Genomic DNA, 23,696 nt, shown 5'->3' with positions numbered 1-23,696 from the left:
CGTCATTCCCAACCTGTTTGGGAATCTTAAAGCTTACTGCATTACGATTCCCGCCTGCGCGGGAATGACGACCGTTTTATAACTACTACCTTTTTATTTTTTCAACTTCGGTATCCTTGTTGGGGTATCTGTTCCGTTTACTATGGTTACAGCACTTTTAGCAATTGCTTTGATGGTAGAAAGTATGTTTTCAACATCTAAAGAGCTGTATTCATCTTTAACACTGTGGTACAACTTATCAATATCGATTTTATCGGTACTGATGGTATGTGCCGGAACACCTAAGGCAGCTAAAGTGGCATTATCACTTCTGTAAAATAAATTCTGATCCGGATAAGGGTCTGGATGGAATGTAAATTCGGTTCCAGCTAAGTTTTTCTGTAAAATCTTACCGAAATCAGATCTTTCATAACCTGTTATAAATGCAGTATTTTTTCCGAATTTCGAATCTTTACCGATCATTTCTATGTTAAACATGGCTACAACATCATCAGGATTTAATTTTTCTGAAAAGTATTTCGCACCAAAACCACCAATTTCTTCGGCTGTAAAGGCAACGAAAATCAGGGTACGCTCATTGTTTTTTTGCGCTTTATAATACTTGGCAAGGGCAATCATGGCCGTAGTACCCGAAGCGTCATCATCCGCGCCATTGGCAATGCTATCACCATCTACAGCTTTCAAAAAACCTAAATGATCATAATGACCTGAGAAAACCACAATTTCTTTTGCTTTTGATTTACCTGGAATTACGCCCGCAACATTAAATAAAGGCATTTTAGTTACCTTACTTTTAAATGTGGCAGAAAAATCGGTGGCAGCATCTTTACCTAAAACAAAAACCTGTACTGCGCTTGTAGTTGCTTTAACGTCTTTTTCATCAACGGTTGCAGGTTTACCGAAATAACTTTTGTAACGGTTAAACAAATCAGCAAATTTGCTGTCAACTAAAACGATCTGATTTTTCTCTGCACCCATCATCGCTCTAAGCTGCGGTACGAATGCCTTTTCCGGATCAAGTTTAACAACAGTGGCATTCGATTTATCAAGTGAAATACTTTCGGTGGTAACTCCGGAAACAATCAGGTTTTCCGGGGCAACTTCCTGTCCATCAATTTTAACACTTGTGTTTTGAATGGCTACCTGGTATTTGTTAAAACTCTGACGGAAAGTTTTTTCACCAGTTAAAGGCTGTAAACCTATTTTTTTAAACTCAGATTCGATAAAGCTTGCGGCCTTATCAATGCCCGGGGTAAATGTTGAACGCCCCTGCATATCATCTGCACTTAAAGTTTTAATCAGATGGTCGGTATACTCGCGCGTGATAATTTTATCGATGTTTTGCGCTTTCAGCTGCAAACTTGCCAAACCGGCAAGGGTAAAAAGGAATATTTTCTTCATGTATAATAAGTATTAGTTAGTTTTATTTAGATTTTACCTGCGATGATAACCATTTATCTCTGAAAGTCTGCATGGCAGGGGTTAACTTTCCGCCTGTTTTTTCGATCGGGACGATTTCTAAAGATGGGTTTTCGGTCAGGGTTAATTGGGTTGCTTTCTCTTCTCCGCGGTGAAGATATGTAACCTTTAATACATCTCCGGGTTTGTGCGCATCGGTAAGTGTTGCAAGGGCGGCCGCATCTTTTAACGTTTCGCCATCTATGGTTAACAATACATCATCAACATCCAAACCTGCCTGATAAGCGGGTGTGCCTATGAGTGTTTGCCCCAGGATAAGTTTTCCTTCTACAGCATTAATTCTACCCAAACCGGTATAGGCTTTGTTAGGGCTTGCTTTCTGCAAAACAAGGCCTGCATTTAAAAGCAGTTTGGCATAGTCATTCTTATCTGTTCCGTAGATGTACTTTTTAAAGAAATCGGCAGCAAAAGGGGGGTTTTTAGTTAATAGAGCTAAAGTTTTCTCTAAATCAGGAACGGTATAAGCAATTTCCGGTTTACCATACGCTTTCCAAAGGGCGCGCATATAATCATCAAGTGTGAGCTTAAATTCGGTCCTTAAGCGAAGATCAAGTGCCAATGCTGTAGCTGCACCATAGGTATAATATGAAGTGAAGATGTTGCCTTTGTTCGTTTGATCAATTGCTACACCAGCATCGGCAAATACGGCATATCGGCTGGCTTCGATCGGCGAAAAATTCTTTGCACCTGGTGAAAGCAAAACAGCATTTACAAGGCCGTTAAAAGTTTGCACCGCATTATCTACAGTTTTTAATCCTGCCCTGGTTAAGAGTAAGTTGCCATAGTATTGCGTAAAACCTTCGGCCAGCCAAAGCTCGTCGCTCATGTTGGCATGTTCGAAATTAAAAGGTTCCAGGGTTTTCGGCCTTAATCGTTCTACATTCCAACTGTGGAAATATTCATGCGAAAAAGTTCCCAGCAGGTTCGCTTCATAACCTTCAATCTTTGGTGTGCGTTGTACAATTGAAGTAGAATTTCTATGCTCCATGCCATCGCCCGCATTCTCAGGATATACATCATCCAGAAAATAATAATTACCGTAATCATAGGTTGGGAATTCTCCCCAAACGGCCAAATGTTCATCGACCATTTTTTTAAGCATTTCTGCATAATTGTCAACGGTTTTTTGATCGTCGTTAGCGTGCGTAATTAAATGAATGGTTTGTTGCTTTCCGTCAGTATTTTGCACCTTCCAGCTTGCTGTTTTATAGTTGGCAATTTCTGTTGGACTATCCATAAAATACTGAAGGTTGGGCGCAAAATAAGTTCCGTTGCCCATTGGTTTAAGCTGTGTGGCTACTTTCCAGTTCTGTTTTTCGGCATAATTGAATTTCACCAGCCGCGGTCTGCTATCCATACCTACCGGAAAAGCGAATGTTGCCGGAATATTCATGTGGGCATGGGTTTCATCAAAACCTGCATAAGTTCCGTCAATCCAGTTTCCAAAAAGTGTATACTTTATTTTTACGCTACTGCCGTGAGTGGGAATCTCATATACATCACCGGCTGATTGTTTGATATTCAGCTGTTTGCCTGCTTCGTTAAAGGCTTTTAAATGATAAACATTTTTTCCAAATTCATGTGTGGCATAACGGCCTGGCGAGGATCTGCTCATTCTAACCTTTAGTGCCCCTGCTGGTACATTTTGAATCAACATACTGATTTCTGCCTCATGGTGGATCGCATTTGGAAATGAAACCGTATAACTGATCTCATTCTGTGCGAATGCCGTGAGCGATAAAAGGCTAAATATTGCAGCACCTAAAAATTTCTTCATAATTCGGGAATATGGCAGCAATTTAAGGAAAAATGTAAGATGTTTGAGGTGAAATGCTTTGAGGAAAAATATTTTTGGGTTTCTGGATATATAGTCCATGGTTGATAGCCAGGTGGTTCATGGTTTTCAGGTTAACTGATCATAGCAGATGGCTTTCCAGACCATGATCTATGAACCATCAGGCCATTAACCTTTTTCTTTACGTTTTTCCTTCTACATAGTCAATTATCCCTCACTATCCCAGTCGTATTTTTCCAGATCGCGGTAAGCTTTTCCCTTAATTATTTCTTTCTTTTTCGATGATTCTGAATCTACCCTGGTTTCGTGAATATTATCGGCAACTTCGAAGTGGAAATCCTTGTCTTTTTTAGAATGATAGATCGATACCTCATCGCCGTCGGAAATCGCGTAGTCATACGGTCCACGGGCACTCATTAGCTTTACAAACACGGGTAAACATTCGAAAAAGATAAACAGCAGGCCTATAAAGGTAACTGCCATTGCGGTATTGTTATCGCGCGAGCCATCAACATTAAATTTTAACTGCCCTAAGGCCCAGTTTCGATCTGCAAAGCCGGCAATATCCGATAAGCTATCCAGTTGTTTTTTGGTGTATAATTTTTCGGTAAGCAAACCATCAAATTCTTTACGTTTATCTACAAAACCTTCAGATTTATTGATGGCAGCTTTAAGTGAATCCAATTCTGTTGTGCGTTGTGCAATTTCGGTTTCTTTGCGTTTAGCATAAGGGCCATATCCCATCACTCCTGATGTTTCTGTTGTTTTATTGCCAAAAATCTCAAAATTCAGTTTTTGCCTATCTGCCTTGATGCCTTTCTCGAGCGAATCTCTGGTGGCTTTTTGTTGGTTTAATCTGCCAAACTCTACCTGGTATTTTTTCTCGAAAGCTTTGTTTAAAGTATCAATTTTAGCGCGCTGGCCATTAAGGTAACTCACTTTTAACCGTTCTTTAATCTCCTTATCAAAAATTTTAAGCTCAATCGGTCTCGATATTACCATACCAATCATTATGGCCAGCAAAATACGCGGTGTTGCCTGTAGCAGCTGTTTATTGGTAGTTGCGCTTTTATTAATACTCGATACGATGTAGCGGTCCATATTAAAAATGGCAGCTCCCCATAAAAACCCGAAAATGATTGCAAAAATTACGGCCACATCATCGCCTTTAAATACAAAATACATGGCGTAACCGCCAGAAAGGGCTGCAAATAAGCCTGTAAAGAAGATGGTGGCACCAATGCCTGTATATTTATTTTGTTCTGAAGGATATTTTTCCAGTGTCGGTATATGAGCGCCAGAGCAAAACCAAAAGAAACGGTTCAGTTTGTCCATTTATAACTATTTATAATTAAACGCTTAAGGGTTTAAGTTGTTACAGTTTTTGGCAAAATTTTATGGCATTTTTTTGATGGGAAGGGTAAAATTGATTTTCCTATATTTGCATAAATACATTTAATAAAATGAAAGAAATATCGGTACAGGAACTAAAAGAGAAAATCGATAATAAAGAAGATTTTCAATTGATTGATGTTCGCGAAACATTTGAATACGAAGTTTCGAACCTTGAAGGGGAGAATATCCCTTTGGGTGGAATTTTAATTGAGGCTGATAAGGTGGCTAAAGATAAACCTGTAATTATTCAGTGCCGTAGTGGAAAAAGAAGTGCGGCAGCTGTAATGCAGTTGGAGCAACAATACGGATTCGACAATCTTTATAATTTAAAAGGTGGTATTTTAGCCTGGCAGGAAGCTTTTGATCCAAGCATGCCAGTTTATTAAGGATAACCAATAAACAAATTCCAATTATCAAACTTTTGCAAATCGCGAATTAAACCTTTGTTTTTTGCCATACAGGTTTGATAATTGGCTATTGCTACTTGCTCATTATTAATTCATTTAAAATACAAACCTTCCAGTTGTGGGTAAAAAATTTGCATTAAATATCTTTTATAATTTAGCCATAATCCTTTCTATTTTCGGATTGGTTTGGTGTTACAATAACCATAAATATCTTCCTGCCGGATTTTTAGTGGGGGTTACCTGTTGCCTGTTTTACTTCAAGTATCAGCTTACCAAAGACATCAGAAAAAGCTTTAAGGAAAAAGATCAGAAGTAATACCCTCCAGGCCTAAACCAGGCAGATCATTTAAAATATACCTGCCGTTTTCAAAAGCCGGATCTGTAAAAGGATTATTTTTGGTCAGCCAAGGCCCGTCCAAATCGGCCCAATTGCATAATGGGGCCAAAGCGGCTGCAGCTAACGTAGCACAACTGGTTTCGCTCATACAGCCGATCAGCACCTTCATCCCAAAAGATCGTGCCTTCAAAATCATTTGATGGCCTTCGTACATGCCGCAGCTTTTCATCAGTTTAACATTTATGCCATGGTAGGCACCTTTTAGTTTATCCATATCGGCCAAACGCTGTACCGCTTCATCGGCTAACAGAGGGATCGGGCTACGTTCGGTTAACCAGGCATTTCCATCAAGGTTGTTTTTATCCATCGGTTGCTCAATTAGTACCACACCCTGTTGATGTAACCAATAAATTAAGTCTATAGCTTTGATTTTATCCGCCCAACCCTGGTTTGCATCTACATACAAGGGCACATTGGTCATGCTACGGATGGTGTTGATAATTTCCTGATCATTATCCCTTCCCAATTTAACTTTGATAACTTTAAAGGCTTCAGCATCTTTCAGTTTTTCGCGGATGACCTCCGGAGTATCAATCCCGATGGTATAAGAAGTTACCGGCATTTTAGCGGGTTCAGCGCCATAAATTTGGTAACAGGGTTTGTTAAAAAGTTTCCCCTGGATATCATTAAAGGCGATATCGATGGCGGCTTTAATTGCTGGCTGTCCAGGTGCAAGGCTATCCAGGTAGGCAATAATTTCTTCAAAATTGAAAGGAAACCGGATGTTGTTCCAATCTACAAGGCTTAGAAAGGCCGCAGCACTTTCATAACTTTCGCCCATATAAGGCACCATGGAGGCTTCTCCATAACCTGTTACCCCTTCGTGTTCTACCTTTAGTAACATTAAAGGTGTGCTGGTTCTGGTAAACTTCGATATCGAAAAAGGATGTTTTAATTCTAATTCAAATTGCTTGCAACTAATCTTCATTATCAATCGTCTTCTAAATAAATAGGGCAATTATCGTTTGGGAAATTATCTTTGTTATTAACGCAATTACCACTGCCATGAAAAACAATTCAAGATTACGGTATTTTATTTATTTATCCTTAATAATTATTGGAGGATGTACCACAGGAAAAAAAGCCTTACAAAAGGGTGATTATGATGCTTCTGTTGCAAAAGCGGTGAGCAGGCTGCAAAACTCGCCAAAAAACAGCGAAGCCAGGGAGGTATTAAAATCGGCATACGATTTAGCCCTGCAGGATCATTTAAGGAAAATTGAAGAAGCAAAAATGTCAAACGATCTCTTCAGATGGGAATCAGTAATGTATGATTATCAAAAAATCAATCAATTGGCAGATGACATCAATAGTTGCCCGGCCTGCTTAACCATAGTTCCAAGTCCTTCAAAGTACCTTAACGAGCTTGCCGATAGTAAATATAATGCCGCAGCAGCACGATATAATTCCGGTTTAGGTTATTTAAGGGAAAATAATCGCCAGGCGGCTAAAAAGGCATATTACGAATTTGAGAAAACACAAAACCTACAGACGGATTACAAGGATGCCAAAACCAAAATGGAAGATGCCTATTGGGCAGCTGTTGCCAGGGTAGTAGTGCAGCCGATTATCGTAAAGAGCGGTATGTATAAATTAAGTGCCGATTATTTTCAGCAACAGATTGATCAGTTTATTGGAAGTTACGCCAAGAATAAGTTTGTAATATTTTATGGCGAAACACAGGCCACTGAGCAGAAAATTGTTCCCGATCAGGTATTAAGTTTAAATTTTGATGATTTTGTGGTGGGGCAAACCTATGTTAAAGAAAGGGTTGAGAAGCTAAAACGTGATAGTGTGGTAATTGGCGAAACCCGCGATAAAAAGCCGGTTTACGGCACGGTAAAAGCCACATTAAGCATTTTTGAAAAAAATATATCGTCCTCGGGTTTGTTGGATATGAGCATAACCGATTGGAAAACGAGGAAACTTGTACGCCAACAGAAATTTCCGGGAACATATGTTTGGAAAGACAGCTGGGCAAGCTATAAAGGAGACGACAGGGCATTGAGTAAACAACAACTGGCCATTACCAGGAGAAAAGAAATACTGCCACCACCACCAAATGCCTTGTTTTTAGAATTTACAAAGCCGATTTACAGCCAGTTGGTTGATGATATTAGTTATTATTATAATAATTATTAGCATTACGTTCTTTTCAAAGAGACCAAAAATTCGTCAAGCTGAGCTTGTCGAAGGGCTTTCTTGAATACGCTTTAAAGTTTTTCGACAGGCTACCTATTGACAGATCTGTTAGAAAGGTCGTCATTGCAAGGAGGAACGACAAAGCTATCTTTAATGCTAATGATCTTTACCATAGAGATTGCTTCGTCGGCTGAAAAAGCCTTCTTGCAATAACGACAACCTGAGGAGATTAATCTTTTAAGTGCTCTTGTTACTTATTTTGATTTTTATACAAATAAATTAACCCTCAGGATGACAAATTTAAAAGCGGTGTTTTCTCAACTAAAAAACAGCGAAATGGAAGTCGCTATACTCCTCGGCTAAAGCGAGCCTTGAAAATTGGTTCTGTTGTAATCCTTTCGTTAAAATATAATATCGGTACAAGGCCCTAAAAATATAATGGCTAATATTGTACCGATGAATACCGGCTTATACAATCCTTTCCAAAATTTCGATTTTTTATATAAAATCTGCTTTTTAAGTGGCAAAACGTTCAATTCGCCTGTTTTGCAGGTTCCGTTAATCCCTAAATGGCTGTTGGAGCAAGCTGGTTTAAGTGGCGAAGAGCAGATCCAGTTTTTGGATGAAAGTATCCGTTCGTACAACACTTTGGTTATTCCGGTAAATAGCGAGGTGAATGAACAGTTTTTAACGCCGTTGGAAGATAAGATTGAAGCTGCGTTTGCAAAAGGCTATGATGCGGTATCCGCATTGCCAGAACTTGATCTTTTTAATTGGATCGGCAAGTTTTTATATGGTTTTGTATATATCGAAATGCACTCAGCTTTGCGCAAAGAGATGACTGCCGATGGATTGAATATGTCGCAATCATTAATGATGAAATTTGCCAACCTCAATTTCATGATGCAAAACCTGTTTACCAGTCTGGAATTTGAAGATTTTTCACCATGGTCTATCACGGTAGTGAAATTAGAAAACGGAGAAACGCCATTCAGTTTCCGCGATGAGATAAATACGTTGACTTTCTCATTGAAAATGAAAGATTTTGGCATTATTGCTTGCTTACAAGATAACGGAACCAATAAACGTTACCATCAGGATATTATTAACGAAATAGCGGGTAAAGCATTAACGGCCGAGCAATTTGAAGAACTTAGTGCACGTTTTTATTACTCGGCTTATCTTTTTAACCGTTTACCCGAATATACTTTTATGCCTGTTGAGGGTACCACTTACATCGAAGCAATGCCATTACGCGGAAACATGACCAAACCGCTTTTTGATGTATGGCAACATAAAATATATGCGCAGGTGCTGGAGAATTTCTGGAAACCATGGGGTTATGTGGTGTTCGAAATTATCAAAAATCCTGATGAGCCGATGAGTTTCTTCGAGAATCCTTTTTTACCTGCTGCGGGCTAATCAATTCAGGTCGTTAACCCGAATTCATTTCAGGGACTATTAATATGAAAGATCCTGAAATAAATTCATCATGACGGTCGCGTGCGGAAAAAACCATCATATATCGCAAAGGATTCCCGTTTTCAGGGGAATGACGATTCTTCCTAGAGGATATTATCTTCCTCCTGTTAACATCGCAATAAAATTCTGCAAAATACCCGGAACGAATATAATGGTGAAAATCAATCCTGTTAAGGCACCAAAAAAGTGTGCATCGTGGTTGATGTGATCTCTTGAGTTGCGGGATGCATAAGCACAATAAATTAGATACAAAATTCCAAAAACTACAGCAGGGATTCCAATGGGAATAAACATGATATAAATTTTAGACATCGGATTAAATAAGATATAACTAAAAAGCACGGCACTGATTGCCCCTGAAGCACCCAGACTATTATAGTTGAAATTATCTTTATGTTTAATTACAGTAGGTAAATCACTTAATATTAATCCCAAGAAGTACAATAAACCAAATTGCCAGCTCCCCATTAAGCGCTCTAGTGTAAAAGCAAAAGCATAAAAGGTAAACATATTAAAAAACAGGTGCATCCAATCGGCATGTACCAAGCCGCTGGTGATTAAAGTATATACATTTTGTCCTTTTGATACCGTGTAAGGATGCAGCATAAACTTTCCATAGATCGAATGATCGTAAAAAGCGTACAGGCTTGTAATAATGGTAAAAACAAAAATTACCGAGGCAACGGGTGCAATATTAAAGTATTCCATTGGGTTATTTTAAATCAAGTTTTATGGCTGTAACCAAACGGGCTACCGGGTATCTATTGTGTGTTTTTTCGTAATAATCAGAATTTTTATACACAAATTCAAGTTGTGCGGCACCGTTCTTTGCAAATTCGGGATCTGAAGCTTTTTTCGCTTCCAGTTTATTTTTTAAATCCGGATTGTTTTTAAGCAGTTCCGTTGCCGTATCTTCAAAAACATAAGCAGAATAATGTTCTTTCATATCTAAAACAGAATCGAAAAAGTTCCAGTTAAAAAATGAATCAGTGGCCTGTGGCTCCAATGTTTCTACAATATAACGGTTACTGGGTTGATTAACGTACACTACAAAATCGCCGGCGTAGTATTGCTGGTTTTGTGGCACAGGGTTAACCTTAACACCTGAATGAAGGTAATGCCCTTCGTAAGGCCTTGTTCCGGTTTTAAAATCGCCGATATAATAACTTTCTACAGCAATTTTCTGATCTGCTTCCAGCTCCTGAACCTTAACATTGTTCAGCTTTAGCAAGGCAATTACACGGTCCCATGCTTTTGGTATAATATAGGCAACAGGCTTTTGTACAACAATGGCGGGTTCGAACTTATTCCATTCTTTAATGGTTTTGGTGTAAGGTTTGTTGCGGTCGTAAAATAAACGGTCGGCACCACTTACAGTACTTGGCTTCTGCCCCGCCTCAAAACCTTTAAAAGTAAGGTCGTTTACTTCGCTTTTGTTCAACTTCCAATCTAAAGGAAATTCTTTTTGTGTACTGACTAGTTCATCTGCCTTGCGTTTATTTTCTCCGATAATTTTGGCATCGCGTGCTATTATTCCGATATAATTCTGCAACAACTTATAGGTAGCATCCACACGTAAATCATATGATTTTAACATATGCGTTTCAGGCATAAAACCAATGGCGTTGTGCAGGGTTGTATATCCTATTGAATAACGTGGTGGATCGATAAATCCTGTTATTCCCGTTTCCGGGGTTTCTCCGATCGAATTCACATAAGGGATCATCGGGTAGCCCATTTTCTCCATCCCTTTGTAAAGATCTGGCACCAAAGTTTGCGTTAAATATGCTGAAAGTATTGGGTTCAGCTTATCTTTCTGGGTAGGAATAAGCGTCATTACGTATTGGTAATCTGCGCCATTGCTGGTATGGGTATCTACAAAAATTTCGGGCTGCCAGGTATTAAAAATGAGTTGAAAAGCCGCTGAGTTTTTTGAATCAGTTTTAATGAAATCGCGGTTTAAGTCTAGATTTTTACTGTTCCCCCTAAAACCATAAGCAATGGGGCCATTTTGGTTTGCTCTAGAAGTGCCACTTCTGTTAAAACTGCCATCAATATTATAGAGTGGAATGATACAGATGACCACATCTTTTGGAAGTTTTTTTCCCTTTAGCAGGTCGCGGGCCAGCATCATTGATGCATCTATGCCCTCGGGCTCTCCCGGGTGGATTCCGTTATTGATCAATAAAACTCTTTTGTTACTTTTTTTAATCGCTGATGGGTCAAAAACCTGATCATGTGATAACACCAATAAATGCAATGGTTTGCCAAAGTCGGTATTGCCATAGGTAAGCAGCCTGGCCTCAGGATAAGTTTTAGCCAGATTTTCGTAGTAAGCTATCGCTGCATGATAAGTTGTGGTTTCGGTTTTACCACTTAATTCGAAAGGGGTTTTCTGTGCAGTTGCTTTTAGTCGCATAGCGAGCAAACAAAACACGAAGAATTTTCTCATGCTTTAAATCTAAGAAATGAAATGCTTATTAAAGCGTTTTATGGTAAACTTTAATCTTTCCGAACATGTACCTAAAGCCGATGGTATAACTATTGTAAACATCCGGAGAGTAGTTTTTAAACTTGGTGCTCGAATCGTTGTAACCATCCAAACCTTCTCCGAAAGTAAAGTTAGATTGCGCATTGATATTGATGATGTACCGCATATAGCCATAACCATCATTGATATAATAATTAAAACCGAAGTTTAAAGGCACCAAAAGGTTCAGGCTTTTATCTTTTCCCGGAAAAGGGCCATAACCCGGATCGTAAGCTGCCCAAAGTGGTTTATATCGCACAATATCGGTAATGTTATTGTTAACAACACCTAGACCTACACCAGCATACAAGCCTCTGATGTTGTACAGAAATTCACTTTTATCATAATCGACAACTTCGCCAAGCATCAGCTTTACATTCGCTGAAATTGCTGAGTACTGATTTACAAACTGGCGGTTATGCAGATCGGTTTGGACATTTCCTCCCTGAACCCTTCCTATCTGTCCTTCCAAACCTATGGTTACAAAAGGTGTAATATGATAATCGAAAACGCCGTAAGCCGTGTAACCAATGCTTCCTTTATATACATCTGTATATGATTTGTTTACGCCTCCTCCAAAGCCGTACGACATTTTAAAATAATTGGATTGGGCAAAAGAAAAACTTCCTGTAAAAACAAGCAAAAGGGATATATATGTAGCTCTCAGCAAATTTAAAATCATATTGTTTTTTTACAAAAATAATATGTTTATCGAATATCCATAACTTTTACCTTTGAATTATGAGCACTTACACCAACTTTAACAAATCTTTAGAACAAAGATTTATAAAATATGCAAAAATTGATACCCAATCGGATCCAGATTCTTCAACTTGCCCATCAACTGAAAAGCAAAAGAACCTGGCAAGGGAATTGGTTCAGGAATTACTGGACATTGGGCTCAATGATGCAGAAATGGATGAAAACGGGTATGTTTATGCCACCATTCCTCCAAACTCAACCAAAGCATTGCCGGTAATATTCTTTTGTTCGCACATGGATACTTCTCCCGATTGCGGTGGTGAAAACGTGAAGCCTATTATACATGACAAGTATCAAGGGCAAGACCTCATTTTGCCTGATGATAATAAAATAGTAATAAAATCATCAGCGCACAAAGATCTAAAATCCCAAATTGGGAATGATATCATTACTGCAAGCGGTACAACGCTGCTGGGAGCCGATAACAAGGCTGGTTTGGCAGAAATTATGGAAGCAGCTGCTTTTTTGATGAAAAACCCTGATGTAAAACATGGAACAATTAAAATTCTTTTTACCCCTGATGAGGAAATTGGAAGAGGTGTAGACAAAGTGGATTTAAAAAAACTGGGTGCCGATTTTGGTTATACCATTGATGGAGAAACATTGGGTTCCATTGAAGATGAGACTTTTTCTGCGGATGGTGCTACCCTTAAAATCTATGGCGTGAGTACCCACCCTGGCTTTGCAAAAGGAAAAATGGAGAGTGCGATAAAAATTTTGTCCGAAGTTTTAGATTCATTACCGAAAGATGCTTTAACTCCGGAAGCTACAGCACAAAAAGAAGGTTTTATTCATCCGGTAAGCATTAGCGGACAAGTGGAGGAAGCCGAAGCACAATTTATAATCAGAGATTTTACCGACGAAAACCTTGCCGCACATGGTCTGTTTTTGGAAGAAACAGTAAAAAAAGTAATGGCTAAATATCCAAACTCCAGCTATAGCTTGGCAATTAAAGCCCAATACCGCAATATGAAACAAATATTGGATCAGCATCCTAAAATTGTTCAATACGGAATAGAGGCGATAGAAAGGGCTGGTGTAATTGCTAAACAGCAGAGCATCCGCGGGGGTACCGATGGATCGCGGCTTTCTTTTATGGGCTTACCTTGTCCTAATATTTTTGCAGGTGAGCATGCTTTTCATAGTAAACAGGAATGGGTAAGCGTACAGGATATGGAAAAGGCGGTTCAAACGATTATAAATATTGCCTGTATTTGGGAAGAGCGCGGGTAGTGATAACAGTTTGGGGTTGGCTGTTTTGACTTTGGAGCTGTATCCAAGTGCAAACGCCCAACTCCAAACTTAATAGAAGGCTTGCCCGATATCCAGTCTGTTTATTTTTCCTTCTTTATTGAACTGAAATTTAAAGAAGGTTTTGAAATCACCCCATTGGTCGGAATGAAAGTTGCCATACACATCCAGGCCATTGTTTTCAACTTTATCAATATTGGTAAAACGCTCATGACCCAATGCTTTTTTAAAGAAATTGTTAAATTTCATCTGGTTTCCATCATCATAAAAGGAAATATCTGAGGCAAACAAAGGAAACCAGGTTTTTTCATCTCCTTTTTGTAGCGCAGTTATAGCGGCTTTCACTTTTGTGTTCGATAATTTTGATAAATCTATCGCCATGGTTTTCTGATTTTTAGCGGTTTAATCCGCTTGATAATATAAATAAAGAAGCTATTAAGCTTTTTTGAGCTTAAAATTTAGCTAGAAGCTGTGCATACATCATAAACAGCGCAACAACGATAACTGCTTTTTAAAATTTTAATGGCCATTGTTGGAGATTTTTGTCGTGGACTATATTTTAAGGTGATCATCAAAATTAATAAAAAAGATGTTTTTAAAGTACATCTTTTTGTTAATTTAGGGGGCAATGATAACTCTCGAAAACGATTATATAAAAGTTAGCCTGGCGGCTAAAGGTGCAGAACTTCAAGGTCTATTTAGCAAGGAAACCAACCTGGAATATTTATGGGATGCCAATCCAAAATATTGGGCAAAGCATAGCCCGGTTTTATTCCCGATAGTGGGCTCATTAAAAAATAACAATTTCAGTTATCAAGGCAAGCATTATGAGTTGCCACGGCACGGTTTCGCCCGAGATCATGTTTTTAACATCGAGAAAACAAGTGAAACCGAAGCCACTTTTACCTTAACCCAAAATGAAGATACCTTAAAAGTGTATCCTTTTTATTTTGAGTTGAAACTTAAATACCGTTTGATTGATCGGAAACTGAATTTAACATATGAGGTAATCAATACCGGAACAGAAACCCTTTTGTTTTCCATAGGCGCACACCCTGCATTTGTGGTTCCTAATACGCCAAATACCGTTTACGAGGATTATTATCTTGCTTTCAACGCCGATGAGAAATTAACTTATTGGAAGTTGGAAGATGGTTTGGTGGCAAATGAAACCCAGGATATTGAACTTGGCAGTCATAGGTTAAACCTAACACATGATCTGTTTTATAATGATGCACTGGTTTTTAAAACCCTGCAAAGTAATTGCATCAGTTTGCTGAATACCAAAAATGATTATGGACTGCATTTCCATTTTGAAGATTTTCCTTTCTTTGGCATTTGGGCCGCTACTGATGCTCCTTTTGTTTGTTTAGAACCTTGGTGCGGCGTTGCGGATGGCGTTAACCACAACCAGGAATTAACAGATAAGGAAGGCATTGTTAAGCTTGGAGCACTCGAAAGTTGGTCGCGTTTCTGGGAAGTTGAATGTTTTTAGGCTGATCTTTTTATTTTCAGTTTAGTACTTATCAGCTTTATTTACTCAGGCATTTTTTTGTGGAAAATGGGGTTAGTTTTATAGGGATTTTACTGCCATATCAGGGTATTTTTACCTTTTAATTTGTTGTTAATGCGTTGATAACTATATTTATAACGTTAAAATTAAATCAACGGGACGATTTAGATTAAACACAAGGCCTTTCTGCAATGGAAGGCTTTTTTAATAAAAAAACACGCTCTTAAGAAGAACGTGTTTCATTGAACTTTAAAATTATCATTGGGACGATTGAGAAGTAATTCAAATGAATTGTTTAATACCCTGATACAAATATGAAAAAGATAGCCGAAAAGTTTCCGTTCAGTTTTATTCATCTGTAAAATAATACCTTAGCTACATATGTGATAAAAGTGAATAGCTGCTTCCCCTGTTATTTATCAGCCACTTTGTTTTAATTCCGTCTCAAGATTACAGATCATTAATCAATTTAAGAAGCACTAAGCATTGTTGATCAGACTGATAATCTGCTCAAAGTTTCTCTGGTAACGCCCAAATATGAGGCAATAAGGGTTTTAGAAATTCTTTTTTGTAAAGTTGGGTATTGGTTGCGCCATTGTTTGTAGCGCTCGCCCGCATTATTGCTCAACAGTGCGAGCACCCGCTTTTGCAAGGCCATATTGCCGGTGGTGTATTTTTTCCTGAAAAAGTATTCCATTTTTCTCGAGGAGGCACACAACTTCTCCTTGTTGTCGAATGAGATAGAAAGCGTTTCTGTGTCTTCGATGCAATCTACATTTAGTGTTGCAGGCGTTCCGGTATTAAAAGCATTAGGATCTGAAAACCACCATTCTTCCATGGCCAATTGTAAAATATATTCTTTGCCTTCGTGGTCGGTATAAGAAGATTTTACAATTCCTTTCACCACAAAATGTTCACAGCTGTTTACTTCACCTGCCTGAATAATATATTGGTGCTTTTTATATTTCCGCCTGGTGAAAAAAGATTTGGCATGTGCAAATTCCTCATCTGTTAAACAAACGATCTGATCAATATGCGCCCTTAAAAAATTTGTTTCCATGTTTCCGTACAACAAAACAAATGTAATATTTCTTGCAGATTTATACTCCCTGTATCTGATCAGCCCGCTATGCGTGATAATGGTCACAATAAAATAGTGATGTATGTCCTTTGTAAAAATTACAACTTGCTTTAGGTTTGTAAAACACAAAGACACAAAATCAACCACAAACACACAAATGAAACTTAAATTATTAGCCGCAATCTGCGTATTGTTCTCCTTAAATTTACAAAAATCAGCAGCACAAAGTCTTGCCAAAATGAACTGGTTTAATGAGCCTGAAAAGTGGGAAATTAAGGATAAAAATACTTTCAGCATGTTTGTTCCGGCCAAAACAGATTATTGGCGCATTTCACATTATGGTTTTACTGTTGATGATGCTCCTTTTTATTATGCTACCTATGGTGGTGAATTTGAGGTGAAGGTAAAAATTACGGGGAATTATGTAACCACCTTCGATCAAATGGGCATTATGCTGCGCATCAATGAGGAAGAATGGATAAAATCTGGTGTAGAATTTGTAAATGGAAAACAGAATGTGAGTGCCGTGGTTACGCACAAAACCAGCGACTGGAGTGTAGTAGAGCTATCGCAGGCGCCTACATCTATATGGATGAAAGCGGTTAGAAAGCTGGATGCAGTAGAGATTTTTTATTCGTTGGATGATAAAAAATATACCATGCTCCGTACCTGCTATTTTAAAGATAATGCGCCGGTAATGGTTGGCCTTGTGGCTGCCTGCCCGGATGGAAAAGGTTTTAACGCCACATTTGAAAATTTTAAGGTAACCCCTACACCTGATCAGCGCAGACTGGATTGGGCAAAAAAACAGCAGAATTAAGATCAATCAACTTATTTTATGGTCATCATGAGCTTGTTGAAGTACATAAAAGTTTTTCGACAAGTTCAGACTAACAACTTATTGGCACTAAATCTTTGCCAGTGCGTTAACTACATCTTCAAAACCTGGCCGGTTTGATGGCAATAGGTCTAAGCAGGCATCTTTTATGGCTGTAAGATCGGCTAATACTTTTTTGTTTGCAGTATCCTTAGCTAAACATAACAGGTCATCAAGCAGGTAACCATAAGCACTTACCTCAATCCTCTCCAGCAAGAAAGCGGTTTTATTAGCTGTTCTATCGTAAAAACTTGCTGCGCCAAAATCGCCAAACAACGTGCTGCCCTGCTCATCAATCAGGATATTGTGTGCATATAGGTCGCCATGCATTATGCCTGCCTCATGTAATTGTGCAGCTAATGAGGCAATGGTTTTGGCAATGCTTAACAGCTGCTGTTCTGTCAACTGCATCCCGGCCGGGAAAACATCTCTTGTACAGCTTTCGAGACTCGGTGGATTGCCCAGGTTGTAAAAATGATGAGGAATAAGATCCATCACCAGGCCTTTCTTATCTTCAGGATGGTGTGCAATCTGCCCGATCAGGTTAACAAGGCCCGGATGGTATCCGGCAGCAATATATGCGGTCATTTCATCCTCTGGTAATCCATCACTGGTTACACTGCCCTTAAAAATTTTAACAGCCACTTCACTCGTTTCATCACCAATGGTTCTGCTCGCTTTTGAGATAATGCCAGATGCGCCTTCACCTAACAAATGACTGATTTCTAAATCGTGCCAATTGATCAATGAAAGTGTTTCAACAGCTGGGGTTTTACTAAAATTATTGCCAGAAAAAGCTATCCATGATAGTTTCGGCATTGTGCTTATCCATTTTGGTAATTCATGGAGTTTATTTGCTGCTATCCTAAGTAAACCCAGGTTTTTGCAATTGGCCAATTCTTCGGGCAATGTTGCTAAACGGTTTCCCGATAACATTAATTTTTGCATGCGTGTACAAAGCCCAATTTCTTTTGGTAGATCGGCGATATTATTATTGGTTAAAATCAACCAGCGCAAATTTGGATTAATGGATTTTGAAGGCACAGTTTTAATCTGATTGGATTTAAAACCCGCAATATCCAACAAAGGGCAATCGGCAAGTACTTCCGGTAAAACGGTAAAAAGGTTTTCAGAGCAGAAAAAAATCCTCAACTTTTTTAACCGGCCGAAATCTGTAGGTAGTGTACTCAGCTTATTAAAAGAAAGATCGAGCACTTCGAGTGTATCGGCGAGCTCAAATATTTCCTGCGGAAAATCTGTAAGGTTTTCCGAAAGTTTCAAAGATACTGTTCCTTTAAGTTTACCGCTTTGTAGCGCCAACAGGGTTTGCATAGGTATGAGGTTTAATATTTTGGAACGAAGATAGGCTATATGACTCGTTTTAATAAAGATCGGCTGTAAATTGATGGTGTTTTCTACCGCTATAAGGAAGTTTTGCATTTTGCATAAGGCGGTAGGTGTGGATGGATGGATTAGCGTGCAGGTTGAATACCTGGGTTGATAAATATAATATGTGTTATATTACTATATAAGTAGTTTTTTTATTTATGTATGTCTGCAATCCGCACAATTACCTTATACTTGTAAAATCTATGAAGAAGAATGTAGCTTTAAAAGTGAGTTTCTTTTTCTGTAAAAGATATTATTATTTTTAAAGTTCGTCATGAATTTATACGCCCATCGCCTTTATCTCATCCCTTTTTTATTCTGCTTTTTATTTTCTGCCTGTAAAAAATCAGAAGTGCCAGAAACCCCAGTCATACCCGCTATTACAATATCGATAGAGCCAGGTGAGGTAAAACTCGCAAACGATAGTTTTTTTGGTGCCAGGTTAACCGTAAAAATTCAAAATTTACTTTCTGGCGAGTCTGATTCAGTTGTTTGGAGTTCTGAGAACCCAAGGATTGCCAGGGTAACGGATGAAGGTGTCGTTTGGCCCGATGCCGCTGGAGTAACTTATGTTTTAGCTACATTGGTTAATGGTAAAGGCGTAGCCAAATGCAAGGTTGTGGTTACCGACGGCAACGACTATAAATTTCGTTTGGTGCTCAAAGACAAAGGACAATCGAATTTATCGATCAATAATCCAGAATCATTTCTTTCTCCAAAAGCAATTGAACGGAGACGTAAGAGAAACATCCCAATCGATGCGTCAGACTTACCAATTTCTCCCGAATACCTAAAAGCAATACAACAGGTGGGCGGCACTATTGTAGCTAAAAGTAAATGGCTGAACACTGTAAGTGTAAATTGTACAGATGAATTCTTAATCGACAAATACAAAGCGCTGCCCTTTGTAAAAGAGGTAATTCTGGTGTGGGAAGGAAAGAGAAAAGAAGTAACAACCGCCTCTAAGTATGTAGATGTGCCACAAATTGGTGCTAACCGTACTCCAGGCGCATCATTAAATTATGGCTCAGCATTAACCAATATTAGTATTAATAATGGCCAGGCATTACATAATAAAGGTTTTAGAGGGGAAGGAATTGATATTGCGGTGATCGATGCCGGCTTTATTAACTTCAAAACTAACCCTGCTTTAAAAAATGTAAATGTAAAAGGGGCAAAGTCTTTTGTGTACGAAAATGATAATCCTTATAGTGTAGACAGTCATGGCATTTGGGTAACCTCATGCATGGCCACCAACCAGCCGGGCAACTATGTGGGTACCGCTCCGGAAGCAAATTACTGGTTGCTGCGCAGTGAAGATGAGTCTACCGAATATCCTATCGAAGAAGATTATTGGGTAAATGCTATTGAGTATGCCGATAGTGTTGGGGTAGATATTGTTAACTCATCTCTTTCTTATTCTACAGGTTTTTATTACCCATATACGCGATATAAGTTTGAAGATATGGATGGGAAAACGGCTTTAGCAACACGTGGTGCTAATGTAGCAGCTAGTAAAGGCATTTTTATTGTTAACTGTGCCGGGAATGAAAACACTTGGGTAGGTACCCCTGCCGATTCCCCTCACGTACTTACATTAGGGGCTATTTACAGCAACCTGAAAATTAGTGCCTTTAGTTCTTGGGGCGTCACGGTAGATGGCAGGATGAAGCCTGATGTAGTAGCTTTAGGTGGTACTGCAAGTGTAATTAATGAGAGTGGGAACAGTGAAACACGTAGTGGAACCTCGTACGCCAGTCCGATTATGTGTGGCTTGGCCGCATGTTTATGGCAAGCATACCCTAAACTTACCAATGAGGAGCTTATGGAGGTTATTAGAAAGTCTGCAGACCGTGCTGGAAAACCGGAAGTTCCATTCGGATATGGCATTGCTGATATGCAGAAAGCGATGGACCTAAGCAAAACAATCACTGCATCAAGATAGATTTTTGTTCGAGAGAAAGGGAGCGAAGATTGGGGAATGAAAAATTAGTGTTTTAATCACCAGGATTGTCATCCTTAACGCAGTAAGGGATCTTTTCCGGACATTACGCTAATTGGAAAAGACCCTTCGTAAACAGTTATTGACAGACTCCGCTAAAGGACTCGTTATCAGATAGCTATCGGATGATAATACCTTCAGGAGATTTGTTTCTCTAAAATTTTTATGCCATCTCTATATTAGTCTTCATATCATATAGATTTTATCTATACTATTTTTTATTTGCTTTAGAAATTTAATCCTATATATTTACAAAAAAACTTTAGGGGTGCCTACGTGCTGAGAAATACCCTTTGAACCTGATGCAGTTAGTACTGCCGAAGGGAAAAGTGAAAGCAATACCATTGCTGTCTTTTCGATCCCCAATACGGGGCAATCTCTATAGTTTTTCCAAATTTTTTAATATGGAAGTAACTATAAACAATCAGAATCATTCGCTAAAGGAAACCTGTTCCATCGAACAGCTATTTGCTACTGTTCTACTTTTAGAAACCGACGGACTTGCCATTGCGGTAAATCAAAACATCATTCCCAAATCGGGCTGGGCTGGCCATCTGTTAAGTCATGGCGATCAGATTATACTCATAAAAGCCACGCAAGGGGGGTAAAAGAACGAGTGAATGTATGACTTTCAATTCATTCTTTACATCTCTTATATCCCCATTCAATCATTCAATATTCAAACTACCACATGAAACAAGAAAAAACACCAAACCAGGAAGTCATTAGCCGCAGTCCTTTTCCGGCATCACGAAAAATCTTTGTTCCCGGAAAAATCCACAATATACAGGTAGCCATGCGGGAGATCAGTTTAACAGAAACAAAAATCCACAACGGTTTTGGCCTAACCGAGCCTAACCCACCGGTAACCGTTTACGATACCAGCGGCCCATATACCGACCCTAATGTTATTATTGATGTTAAAAAAGGGTTGCCGCGCTTAAGGGAGCAGTGGATTAAAAACAGGCTTGATGTGGAAGAGCTTCCGGTGCTTTCTTCTGTTTACGGGCAGCAGCGTTTGGCTGATGAGAAGCTTGATTCGCTGCGGTTTAACTTCACCAATAAACCTTATAAAGCGCAAGCAGGTGCCAATGTATCGCAAATGCATTATGCTAAAAAAGGCATTATAACGGCCGAAATGGAGTATATTGCCATCAGGGAAAATCAGCAGATTGATCTATTGAACGAACAACTGGGCAGCCAGCACGAGGTAATGAACCATCAGCACCAGGGCAATAGCTTTGGCGCCAATACACCAAAAGGATACATCACCCCCGAATTTGTAAGAACAGAGGTAGCTGCCGGACGGGCAGTGATTCCTTGCAACATCAATCACCCGGAGCTTGAGCCGATGATTATCGGGCGAAATTTCCTGGTAAAAATCAATGCCAATATTGGCAATTCGGCCGTTACCTCAACTATTGAAGAAGAAGTAGAAAAGGCAGTTTGGGCCTGCCGTTGGGGTGCCGATACAATTATGGACCTTTCAACAGGAAAAAATATTCACGAAACCCGTGAATGGATTATCCGCAACTCTCCGGTACCCATCGGCACCGTTCCGATTTACCAGGCCTTAGAAAAAGTAAATGGAAAAGCAGAAGATTTATCCTGGGAAATTTTTCGCGATACCCTTATTGAACAGGCCGAACAGGGCGTAGATTATTTTACCATTCATGCTGGCGTATTGCTCCGTTATGTGCCATTAACCGCCAAACGAATTACCGGTATTGTTTCTCGTGGCGGATCCATTATGGCCAAATGGTGTTTGGCACATCATAAGGAGAATTTCCTGTACACCCATTTTGAAGAGATTTGCGAGATCATGAAGGCTTACGATGTTGCATTTTCGTTAGGGGATGGATTAAGACCAGGCTGTATTGCCGATGCAAATGACGCCGCACAGTTCTCAGAACTCGAAACACTCGGCGAACTCACCAAAATTGCCTGGAAACACGATGTGCAGACCATTATTGAAGGCCCGGGCCACGTGCCTATGCACCTGATTAAAGCCAATATGGAAAAGCAGCTTGAGCACTGTTCTGAAGCTCCATTTTACACCTTGGGTCCGTTAACCACTGATATTGCGCCGGGTTATGATCATATTACCTCGGCCATCGGGGCTGCCATGATCGGTTGGTTCGGTACTGCCATGCTTTGTTATGTAACCCCTAAGGAGCATTTGGGCTTGCCGAATAAAAAAGATGTAAAAGATGGTGTAATTACTTATAAAATTGCTGCCCACGCGGCCGATTTAGCCAAAGGCCATCCCGGTGCGCAATACCGCGACAATGCCTTAAGCAAGGCAAGGTTCGAATTCAGATGGGAAGACCAGTTTAACTTATCACTCGATCCTGATACCGCAAAAGAATTCCATGATGAAACACTGCCTGCTGAGGGTGCTAAAATTGCACATTTCTGCTCCATGTGCGGCCCAAATTTCTGCTCTATGAAAATTACGCAGGATGTACGCGAATATGCTGCAAAACAAGGTGTTGAGGCAGAAGATGCTTTAGCCAAAGGGATGCAGGAAAAATCAAAGGAATTTACAGAAAAAGGCAGCGAAATTTATTCTTAAGCCATTATGGAACTGATTGTAATTGCTAAACCAACAATTTTTAAGCAAGAAAGCCTTCTGATAAACCAACTTTTTGAAGCAGGTTTAGCGGTTTTTCACTTGCGGAAAGAAAATGCTGATGAAGCTGCCTATCGGGATATTATTGAGGGGATTTTACCCGAATACCATCCGCAGATTGCCTTACACCATTACCATACACTGGCCAAAGATTACAACATTAACAGAATTCACCATACCGACAGTTTCAGAAAAAACAGAGGTGAGCAGGAATTGCCTCAGAACTTTATATTCAGTACCTCTATCCATCAGTTATCAGCTATCGGTGCCATCCAGCAATATAAATACAGCTTTTTCGGACCAGTATTCAACAGCATTTCCAAGCCGGGTTATCAAAGTGTTATCCCATCAGGTTTTCAATTGGAAAAGAAGACCGGTCAACCTAAAATCATTGCCCTTGGAGGCATTGGCATAAAGGAAATCGGTGTGGTAAAGGAAATGAATTTTGATGGGGTTGCCCTACTTGGTTCCATTTGGAATAACCTTTCGGAGGCGTTAAATACTTTCAAAAAAGCACAGCTCGAATGTCAAAGCTACACTCAAAATCTTTAAAAACGTGAAC

The 23,696-nt window shown here is 39.3% G+C and carries 21 protein-coding genes and 1 riboswitch; of the genes, 11 read left to right on the top strand and 10 right to left on the bottom strand.

Annotated elements, in window-relative coordinates:
* Positions 1-93: 93 nt before the first annotated feature.
* From ACZZZW_RS00580 to ACZZZW_RS00570, 3 genes are all read right to left on the bottom strand, one after another.
* Positions 94-1,401: a M20/M25/M40 family metallo-hydrolase gene (locus ACZZZW_RS00580; RefSeq protein ID WP_463491990.1), complete on the bottom strand. Its 1,308-nt coding sequence runs from the start codon at positions 1,399-1,401 to the stop codon at positions 94-96.
* Positions 1,402-1,423: 22 nt separating this feature from the next.
* Positions 1,424-3,256, bottom strand: a complete 1,833-nt coding sequence (locus ACZZZW_RS00575; protein ID WP_463491989.1) for a M61 family metallopeptidase — start codon at positions 3,254-3,256, stop codon at positions 1,424-1,426.
* A gap of 225 nt (positions 3,257-3,481) precedes the next feature.
* Positions 3,482-4,609 (bottom strand): DUF4407 domain-containing protein, encoded by a 1,128-nt coding sequence (locus ACZZZW_RS00570; protein ID WP_055902722.1) that lies wholly within the window; start codon positions 4,607-4,609, stop codon positions 3,482-3,484.
* Positions 4,610-4,737: 128 nt separating this feature from the next.
* Between ACZZZW_RS00570 and ACZZZW_RS00565 the strand changes: the two genes are divergently transcribed.
* Positions 4,738-5,055 (top strand): rhodanese-like domain-containing protein, encoded by a 318-nt coding sequence (locus ACZZZW_RS00565; protein ID WP_029277953.1) that lies wholly within the window; start codon positions 4,738-4,740, stop codon positions 5,053-5,055.
* 139 nt (positions 5,056-5,194) lie between these two features.
* Positions 5,195-5,392, top strand: coding sequence for a DUF6358 family protein (locus ACZZZW_RS00560; protein WP_055902719.1), 198 nt, complete (start codon positions 5,195-5,197; stop codon positions 5,390-5,392).
* Here ACZZZW_RS00560 and ACZZZW_RS00555 read toward each other — a convergent pair.
* The gene (locus tag ACZZZW_RS00555; RefSeq protein ID WP_463491988.1) at positions 5,370-6,401 is read right to left on the bottom strand and encodes a dipeptide epimerase; all 1,032 of its coding nucleotides are present in this window, start codon (positions 6,399-6,401) and stop codon (positions 5,370-5,372) included. The genes ACZZZW_RS00560 and ACZZZW_RS00555 overlap by 23 nt on opposite strands.
* Positions 6,402-6,478: 77 nt before the next feature.
* Here ACZZZW_RS00555 and ACZZZW_RS00550 point away from each other — a divergent pair, with 77 nt between their 5' ends.
* Together ACZZZW_RS00550 and ACZZZW_RS00545 are read left to right on the top strand one after the other, a co-directional pair.
* On the top strand, positions 6,479-7,615 hold the full coding sequence (locus ACZZZW_RS00550) for a hypothetical protein (protein ID WP_463491987.1): 1,137 nt from the start codon (positions 6,479-6,481) through the stop codon (positions 7,613-7,615).
* A gap of 438 nt (positions 7,616-8,053) precedes the next feature.
* Positions 8,054-9,037, top strand: coding sequence for a hypothetical protein (locus tag ACZZZW_RS00545; RefSeq protein WP_082458592.1), 984 nt, complete (start codon positions 8,054-8,056; stop codon positions 9,035-9,037).
* Between the two features lie 153 nt (positions 9,038-9,190).
* Here ACZZZW_RS00545 and ACZZZW_RS00540 read toward each other — a convergent pair whose 3' ends face one another.
* From ACZZZW_RS00540 to ACZZZW_RS00530, 3 genes are read right to left on the bottom strand one after another with little or no spacing between them, the layout of a single operon-like run.
* Positions 9,191-9,805, bottom strand: a complete 615-nt coding sequence (locus tag ACZZZW_RS00540; RefSeq protein WP_055902711.1) for a rhomboid family intramembrane serine protease — start codon at positions 9,803-9,805, stop codon at positions 9,191-9,193.
* A 4-nt stretch (positions 9,806-9,809) separates the two neighbouring features.
* Positions 9,810-11,549 (bottom strand): M14 family metallopeptidase, encoded by a 1,740-nt coding sequence (locus ACZZZW_RS00535; RefSeq protein WP_463491986.1) that lies wholly within the window; start codon positions 11,547-11,549, stop codon positions 9,810-9,812.
* A gap of 28 nt (positions 11,550-11,577) precedes the next feature.
* Positions 11,578-12,309: a hypothetical protein gene (locus ACZZZW_RS00530; RefSeq protein WP_463491985.1), complete on the bottom strand. Its 732-nt coding sequence runs from the start codon at positions 12,307-12,309 to the stop codon at positions 11,578-11,580.
* 59 nt (positions 12,310-12,368) lie between these two features.
* Between ACZZZW_RS00530 and pepT the strand changes: the two genes are divergently transcribed.
* Positions 12,369-13,622, top strand: a complete 1,254-nt coding sequence (pepT, locus tag ACZZZW_RS00525; protein ID WP_463491984.1) for a peptidase T — start codon at positions 12,369-12,371, stop codon at positions 13,620-13,622.
* Between the two features lie 69 nt (positions 13,623-13,691).
* Here pepT and ACZZZW_RS00520 read toward each other — a convergent pair whose 3' ends face one another.
* Entirely contained in the window at positions 13,692-14,021 is a 330-nt protein-coding gene (locus tag ACZZZW_RS00520) for a hypothetical protein (RefSeq protein WP_055902699.1), read from the bottom strand.
* A 247-nt stretch (positions 14,022-14,268) separates the two neighbouring features.
* Between ACZZZW_RS00520 and ACZZZW_RS00515 the strand changes: the two genes are divergently transcribed.
* The gene (locus ACZZZW_RS00515; RefSeq protein ID WP_463491983.1) at positions 14,269-15,135 is read left to right on the top strand and encodes an aldose 1-epimerase family protein; all 867 of its coding nucleotides are present in this window, start codon (positions 14,269-14,271) and stop codon (positions 15,133-15,135) included.
* Positions 15,136-15,646: 511 nt separating this feature from the next.
* On the opposite strand, the gene ACZZZW_RS00510 is transcribed toward ACZZZW_RS00515, so the two are convergent.
* Positions 15,647-16,213, bottom strand: a complete 567-nt coding sequence (locus tag ACZZZW_RS00510) for a Crp/Fnr family transcriptional regulator (protein WP_055902691.1) — start codon at positions 16,211-16,213, stop codon at positions 15,647-15,649.
* Positions 16,214-16,391: 178 nt separating this feature from the next.
* Between ACZZZW_RS00510 and ACZZZW_RS00505 the strand changes: the two genes are divergently transcribed.
* Positions 16,392-17,054 (top strand): DUF1349 domain-containing protein, encoded by a 663-nt coding sequence (locus ACZZZW_RS00505; RefSeq protein ID WP_463491982.1) that lies wholly within the window; start codon positions 16,392-16,394, stop codon positions 17,052-17,054.
* Between the two features lie 87 nt (positions 17,055-17,141).
* Here ACZZZW_RS00505 and ACZZZW_RS00500 read toward each other — a convergent pair whose 3' ends face one another.
* Positions 17,142-18,443 carry a leucine-rich repeat-containing protein kinase family protein gene (locus ACZZZW_RS00500; RefSeq protein WP_463491981.1) on the bottom strand — a complete coding sequence of 434 codons (1,302 nt, stop codon included), beginning with the start codon at positions 18,441-18,443 and terminating at the stop codon, positions 17,142-17,144.
* Between the two features lie 331 nt (positions 18,444-18,774).
* Here ACZZZW_RS00500 and ACZZZW_RS00495 point away from each other — a divergent pair, with 331 nt between their 5' ends.
* The 4 genes from ACZZZW_RS00495 (at position 18,775) to ACZZZW_RS00480 (ending at position 23,686) form a co-directional block, all read left to right on the top strand.
* A complete protein-coding gene (locus ACZZZW_RS00495; RefSeq protein ID WP_463491980.1) occupies positions 18,775-20,445 on the top strand; it encodes a S8 family serine peptidase in 1,671 nt (556 codons plus the stop codon).
* 311 nt (positions 20,446-20,756) lie between these two features.
* Positions 20,757-20,845: riboswitch (TPP riboswitch) on the top strand.
* Between the two features lie 61 nt (positions 20,846-20,906).
* Positions 20,907-21,110, top strand: coding sequence for a sulfur carrier protein ThiS (gene thiS / locus ACZZZW_RS00490; RefSeq protein ID WP_055903075.1), 204 nt, complete (start codon positions 20,907-20,909; stop codon positions 21,108-21,110).
* Between the two features lie 83 nt (positions 21,111-21,193).
* Positions 21,194-23,077 (top strand): phosphomethylpyrimidine synthase ThiC, encoded by a 1,884-nt coding sequence (thiC, locus tag ACZZZW_RS00485; protein ID WP_055902684.1) that lies wholly within the window; start codon positions 21,194-21,196, stop codon positions 23,075-23,077.
* Between the two features lie 6 nt (positions 23,078-23,083).
* Positions 23,084-23,686, top strand: coding sequence for a thiamine phosphate synthase (locus tag ACZZZW_RS00480; RefSeq protein WP_463491979.1), 603 nt, complete (start codon positions 23,084-23,086; stop codon positions 23,684-23,686).
* The last annotated feature ends 10 nt before the right edge of the window (positions 23,687-23,696 follow it).

Source organism: Pedobacter sp. AC379 (assembly GCF_979258145.1).
This window is presented reverse-complemented; position numbering and strand designations above follow the sequence as displayed.